The following is a 5,818-nucleotide window of genomic DNA, read 5'->3' as shown; positions in this document are numbered from 1 at the left end:
CGTGTAAAAACCAGAGCATGTGACATGCGGCCACCGCGGCGACGAAAGCTTCTTCAGGATCGACGGCGGCCGCATTCGACCAGGGTGCGGGCACGATTTGCGGAGAGGGCGATCCTGGCACCACGACACCGCCGTCAAAATGCAGCGTGTGCTCCCGCGAATAGCGCCGACTGGCAAAGTCGGGGCCGCTGTTTCGCCAGCGGATGGTCGCGAGGTGAGCAGACATGCGCGGACTTAGGACGCGGACTTCGTCGAGTTCAAATTGAGTTCGAAACTTCCAGCAGGTTGCCGTCGGGGTCGCGGAAATACACCGATCTGATCGGTCCTTGGGCGCCGGTGCGATCCACCGGACCGGCTTCGATTTCGACGCCGTGGAATTGAAGTTCCTGAATGACGTCCTTCAACGGCGTTGAAGAAAGGAAGCAAAGATCTGCCGATCCGGAGCATGGATTGGCGGCGTGGGGCGTCAGCGGCGCGCTGGCCGGGTGCAGGTTGATCTTCTGCCAGCCAAACTTCAGGGCATGTCTGCCGGAGCCAAAGACCTCGTGCGACATACCCAGCACCTGCGTGTAAAAGGTAACCGTCGCATCGAGATCGCGCACGGTGAGGACAAGATGATCGAGTTCGAGCTTCATCGTTCTTTCTTCTTTTCCGGCAGGGCAGGGATGGGCGTGGTGTCGATCGTGGCTTCGATGCCACGCAGGACTTTGTCGGTGAATTGCTGTCCGCGCACTTTCACTTCCGGATGATTCACCGAGCCATGACCGCCGTCGGTGATCGGGACCAGCAGCGAGGTGATGCCGGTCTTTTTCAGCGCGGCATGAATCGTCTCCGCATGTCGGAACGACACGCGCTGGTCCTTGGTGCCCTGAAACGTGATGAAGGGTGGATCATCCTTGCTCACATACGTCACGGGGGACGCAGCGACAGCCTCCGCATGTTTTTCCTGCGCATTGCCGCCGAGCAGGCCGCTCACTGCATCGTCTTTCCAGATGGGCTGGCCTTCCTTGTCGAACATGAGGGCCTGCGTGAAGTCTTCGGGGCCGCATAAATTTACGACGCATTGCACGCGGCTGCTGAAGCTCGTGTTCGGGCCGAGATCGCCTTCGAGTGCCTTCACATCACCGCTCGTACCGAGCAGTGACGACAGATGACCGCCCGCCGAACTGCCCCAAACAGCGATTCTGTCGGCATCGAGATTGTATTCCTTCGCATGCGCGCGAATCCAGCGGATCGCCGCCTTGCAGTCGTAGATCTGCGAGGGCCAGTGCGCCTCCTTCGTGAGCCGGTAGCCGACGGTCACTGCGGCGTAGTCGCCCGTGCGTGCGAACTGGATCGCCTGCGCCGCGTAGCCGATGCGGTCACCATTCACCCAGCCGCCGCCGTGGATCAGCGCAATGACCGGCAGCGGCTTGTCGCTGTTCCGCTTCTTCGGCAGATACACATCGACCATCTGCTTGGGATTGTTGTTGCCAGCGTAGGGCTGGTCGAGCTTCACTTCGACGGCGCTTTTCTCAGCAGTGCTGAGGATGTTTTGCTTTTGCGCGGACAGGTCCTGTCCCAGGGCGGGCAGCGTCAGGAGAAGGAACAGAAAGGCTTTCATGGCAGGCTTCAAACGTGGTGGAATCGCCAAACTAGCGGCTTCGATGAGGCTGCGAAGTTAGGTGCGTGTTCGCAACCGTTCCCACGCGATGGCCCGGGCTTCATGCTCTTTGATAAAGGCGTCCTTTCCATCCATGTAGGCCTCAAAATCGTCAGAATGCTGCCGTGCGAGGCTTTGCTTCAACGTGCTATAGGCCAAAGCTGCCTCCGGATGCGCAATCATGTAGTCGCGAAAGACCAGATGGCGCACAGCGCCGGGGCTTCCGGTCTGAAAGGCATGAATCTGGTGCGTGCGGGTGCCTGCGGCGTCGTTTTTGCGGAAGTAACGCCGCTCAGGAATCCCAAACTCGCCCATGACCTCGTAGCCGAGCCGCTCGATCGCGGGTGAGAGTGAGTCGAGAGCGCCTAGGTCATCGACCTCCATCAAGATGTCGATGATCGGCTTGGCGGCGATGTTGGGAATGGCCGTGCTACCGATGTGATGAAGCCTCACGGATATGCTGATCAAGGCACCCGTGATCGATTCCGCCTCGTTTGCATACCGGCGTTTCCAATCAGGGTCGTGCGGGGCAACTTGGTAGTGCATGGCTCGTCAACCCGGCGGCGTGTCGTGTTCCAGCCGCTTGCCCATGCCGACCACGTTATCGACGGCGAAGCCCATGGACTCGTAGAAGGCAATCACGGCCGCGTTGGTGCCGCGCACCTGTAGATTGATCTTCGGGCAACCGGCGGCACGCAGAAGAGCCTCGGCGTGCTGCATCAACTCACGTGCGAATCCCTGCCGCTGATGATCGGGATGCACGGCGAGGTAGTTGATCCAGCCGCGATGCCCTTCGTAGCCTGCCATGCATGAGGCGATGATTTCTCCATCGAGTTCGCCGACGAGAAACCACTCCGGATTCACGCGCAGCTTGCGGGCGATGTCACGCTTTGGGTTGTTTTGCGGCATGACGAGGCCGCAGGCCTGCCAGAGGGCGATCACCGCGTCTTCGTCGGCGGCTTGGAACGGGCGGATGTGGAGATTGGGCATCGGGGATGCCGGAGATTAACGGTCCGTCGCGATCAAGCCGAGTTCTTTTTCGAGGTCAGGCTGCGTGCGCAGAAGCGCGGTTTGCAGCATCGCCATGGCGAGCGTGTCGCTGCGCGAGGCTGCTGAGTAGATGTTCTCGCGCACGGAGGCGCGTGGGAGCGTGCTTTGATCCGGCCAAAACTTCTTTGCGGCCCAGGCGGAGAACCATTCGGCGCGGGCAAGATACTTGTCGTCCTGCGTGAGTTTGAAGACGGCGTTGAGCAGCACGATCACGTTGCCGATCGATCCGGACTCCACGTCGGGCGCGCGACCGCTCTTTTCCGACGAGACCAGCCCATCCTCGGGATCGGCAGTGAGGTAATTGTCCGCGCACGCGACGAGGAGCTTCTTGTAGCCTTCGTTGTTCGTTTGCTGGTGACGCGCGATAAGCGTGGGCACGACCCAGGTGTGCGGATGCTCTCCGGTGTAGGCGGAGCGCCAGCCGCCGGTGTAAGGATAGCGACGCGGCGGCTTGCCGGCGTCCAGTTCCTCCTTCGACTGCCAGTATTCGGTGGGTGCGAGCGTTGCGGGATCGCAGAAGAGCACGAAGCCTTTGCCGCCGGGACCCGGATCATGCGGCGTGGCGAGGAAGGCCTTGTCGATGCTCTCGGCAAGCGCGGTCATGCGTGCCTTTAGCGCGTCCGGCATCGCAGGCGCGGCGCCGGTGAGTTCGATCGCGAGACCGAGCGGGCTCTGCGTGTAAACGTATTGCGTTTTGCGTCCGTCCTTGTCGAAAGCGAAGTCGCCCGAGCCATGCGGGATCGCACCTGTTTTCGGATTTCGGTAGGACTCATACATGGCGACCAGCTTGTCGATGGCCTCGAGGATTTCCGGGTCCTTTGTGTGACGATAATCCGCGCCCCATGTGGCGATGTAGAATCCGCCGTGGCGCGGGAAGTCCATGCCGCGACGGCTCGGTGTTTTGCTGGCAAGCATCGCGTGACGCGAGAAGGAAATCTTGCCGTCGGTGTGGTCGATTTGATAACGCCACAGCGCCTGCGCGTAACGGTGGCACGCGTCCGGCGCCATCTGCCACGATTTCTCCCAGAAGATCCACGGGCGGTAGAATTCGTGAACCATGCGCCCTTCCTTGGCCTCACGATCAAAACCGCCGGGCTCGTTGAGCAGCACATCCCAGCCGAGGTGCTCGCCCCAGCAGAAGAAGCCGTATTTCGGCTCCTGGCAGTGCTTCAGGAAGTAATCGATCACGCGGTCGGCCTCGGCGGCGTATTTCGCGTCGCCGGTGATTTTCGTCAGCGCGTAGAAGATCTGATACAGGTTCAGGTCGTGATGGATGTTCGCGATGCTCTTGAACTCCTGCGGCACGCGCGCGGTGTAGAGATTGCTCACCTTCACCCGCGGCACCTGATACTTGTCGCGCGTGAGCACGATCGGAAACAACGGCAGTTTCGGATCCGGCAGGTTCTCGCGGCCGTGCTCGATCATCGCATCTGCAAAGCCTCGCACGAGGGCGATTGAGTCGGGGGCATCAGCGCTGCGCAGGTTCAGCGATCCAAACGCAAACGCGGCGAGAAGCAGACAAGAAGATGGGCGGTTCATGGCAAGGTTTCCCAAAACGGCGAAACCAAGCGATTCTAACCGCGCCTTCATCCTTGGATCATTGCGCCTTAAGCAGCAACAGCCGCTCCCACGCCGCCTCCACCCAGAAGAACTGCGAGTAGTAGAGCTTCGTGTAGTCGAAATGTGCGATGAGCTTCTTGATCTCCGGTGCGAATTGTTTCAAAACGTCCGCGTCGGGACACAGCATGACATTCCACGCGGCTGCGGACGGTTCGCGAATGAAGGCGGTCTCCTTGCCGCGACGCGGAGCCAGCTTCCGGAAGTTTTTCAACTGCTGCTGCGCCAGTTCCTGCGATTCCTTCTCGGTCGTCTGCGGTTTCCATTCCGCGTTCATCACGCGCCAGTTCATCTCGAAGTAGCTTGTGTCCGCGTTGTCCCACTGCTGCGCCAGCGGCAGGCTTTCCGCGGCGAGTTTCGCGCTCGCGACGAGCCCCTTCGCGTAGTCCGCCTTCAGCGCCGCGTCCGTCTCCAGCTCCCACAGGCCGCGCAACGCACTCACGCCGCCGCAGGAGGTCCAGTTGTGCGTCCTGGCATAGAAGAACTTCATGCCACCGATGCAGAGCTCGCGCTTGCTCTCGTTCTTCTCGCCACCACGCGCGTCCAGCTCCGCCAGATACATCGTCTGCCACTTCGCATCACCCGTGACGGCGTAGAGCATTTTCATGACGAAGAGCTTGCGACTCGTCTCCTCGAAATGAAAACCCTCAAAGCTGCCGCGCGTGCCGAACGGCGCCTCCGCCGGCATCTTCCAGCCCAGCCGCATGATCTCCTCCGTCGTTTCGACGAGATGCTTCGTGATGCGCTGCTTTTCCTCGTCGGTGGCGATGCCGGACTCCCAGTAACGCCACAGGCCGAGGAACCACGGCAGCGTCTGGTCGTTCGAACCCATCGGGTAATGCGATTTGCCGTCCGTGCTCACGCCGCGTCCGACGAAGCCCTTCACATCGCTGATCGAGTTAAGTATGAGGAGGCCCTCCATGAGCTTGCGTGCCTTCGCGGCATCGTCCGCCGACTTCGTGCGCTTCCAGCGCAGGACCGCCGCGTCCATGTAGAAGCCGTTGAACATCGCCCCGTTCTCAATCGGCGCCCACCAGCCCAGCGCATTCGGTTTCCCCTCCCGACACTCCTCCGGCGTCGGCAGCGACACCTTGCCGTCCATGTCCGCGAAGTCGATCATGATGCCGTACTTGTCGATGAAGCGCCGCCAGATTTCGCTGTGGGCTTGTTCAGCCGCCGTAGCAGCATCCGCAGCGACAAGCGGACGATAAACAGAGACGGCGAGGGTGGAGGCGATGAAGGCGCGGCGGTTCATGGCCACGCAACGTGGATGCCGCAGCCTCCTCCTTCAAGGGATGCCAGAGACTTGTGCCGGTTGGCCATAAATGGACTGAAATGGACTGGAAAATGGCCATTTTCGTTACCCTGATTCTTTAGAGTATCAAAAAGCACTTGAACAATAACTCGAACTCAACGAGTATCAAAAAGCACCGACCATGAACGGGCCTGAACGTCTAGCGGACCCGATCGTGGTCCAACAAATCAAGCATGCGTGCCTCGATGACGACG

General features: G+C 60.5%; 6 protein-coding genes and 1 pseudogene. All 7 read right to left on the bottom strand.

The window, feature by feature from the left end:
* A pseudogene (locus KDL09_RS05555) lies at nucleotides 1-226 on the bottom strand (OsmC family peroxiredoxin); the annotation flags it as partial.
* 31 nt (nucleotides 227-257) lie between these two features.
* Complete coding sequence (locus KDL09_RS05550; protein WP_294382466.1) at nucleotides 258-635, bottom strand: VOC family protein; 378 nt, start codon at nucleotides 633-635, stop codon at nucleotides 258-260.
* Nucleotides 632-1,603: an alpha/beta hydrolase gene (locus KDL09_RS05545; protein WP_294382461.1), complete on the bottom strand. Its 972-nt coding sequence runs from the start codon at nucleotides 1,601-1,603 to the stop codon at nucleotides 632-634. Before KDL09_RS05545 ends, KDL09_RS05550 begins: the two co-directional genes overlap by 4 nt.
* Before the next feature lie 57 nt (nucleotides 1,604-1,660).
* Nucleotides 1,661-2,188, bottom strand: a complete 528-nt coding sequence (locus KDL09_RS05540; RefSeq protein WP_294382458.1) for a GrpB family protein — start codon at nucleotides 2,186-2,188, stop codon at nucleotides 1,661-1,663.
* Nucleotides 2,189-2,194: 6 nt separating this feature from the next.
* On the bottom strand, nucleotides 2,195-2,632 hold the full coding sequence (locus KDL09_RS05535) for a GNAT family acetyltransferase (protein WP_294382456.1): 438 nt from the start codon (nucleotides 2,630-2,632) through the stop codon (nucleotides 2,195-2,197).
* Between the two features lie 15 nt (nucleotides 2,633-2,647).
* On the bottom strand, nucleotides 2,648-4,231 hold the full coding sequence (locus KDL09_RS05530) for a hypothetical protein (protein ID WP_294382454.1): 1,584 nt from the start codon (nucleotides 4,229-4,231) through the stop codon (nucleotides 2,648-2,650).
* A gap of 58 nt (nucleotides 4,232-4,289) precedes the next feature.
* A complete protein-coding gene (locus KDL09_RS05525) occupies nucleotides 4,290-5,564 on the bottom strand; it encodes a hypothetical protein (RefSeq protein ID WP_294382451.1) in 1,275 nt (424 codons plus the stop codon).
* Between the last annotated feature and the right edge of the window lie 254 nt (nucleotides 5,565-5,818).

Origin of the sequence: Prosthecobacter sp. (assembly GCF_020439865.1) — a bacterium.
GTDB lineage: Bacteria > Verrucomicrobiota > Verrucomicrobiia > Verrucomicrobiales > Verrucomicrobiaceae > Prosthecobacter.
Note: the sequence above shows the minus strand (reverse complement) of the source record. Positions and strands in the feature narration are given on the sequence as shown.

What these genes read in the sequence shown, in the direction of transcription:
- KDL09_RS05530 (WP_294382454.1), bottom strand. Translation starts at nt 4,231, where the DNA reads ATGAACCGCCCATCTTCTTGTCTGCTTCTCGCCGCGTTTGCGTTTGGA.
- KDL09_RS05550 (WP_294382466.1), bottom strand. Translation starts at nt 635, where the DNA reads ATGAAGCTCGAACTCGATCATCTTGTCCTCACCGTGCGCGATCTCGAT.
- KDL09_RS05540 (WP_294382458.1), bottom strand. Translation starts at nt 2,188, where the DNA reads ATGCACTACCAAGTTGCCCCGCACGACCCTGATTGGAAACGCCGGTAT.
- KDL09_RS05525 (WP_294382451.1), bottom strand. Translation starts at nt 5,564, where the DNA reads ATGAACCGCCGCGCCTTCATCGCCTCCACCCTCGCCGTCTCTGTTTAT.
- KDL09_RS05535 (WP_294382456.1), bottom strand. Translation starts at nt 2,632, where the DNA reads ATGCCCAATCTCCACATCCGCCCGTTCCAAGCCGCCGACGAAGACGCG.
- KDL09_RS05545 (WP_294382461.1), bottom strand. Translation starts at nt 1,603, where the DNA reads ATGAAAGCCTTTCTGTTCCTTCTCCTGACGCTGCCCGCCCTGGGACAG.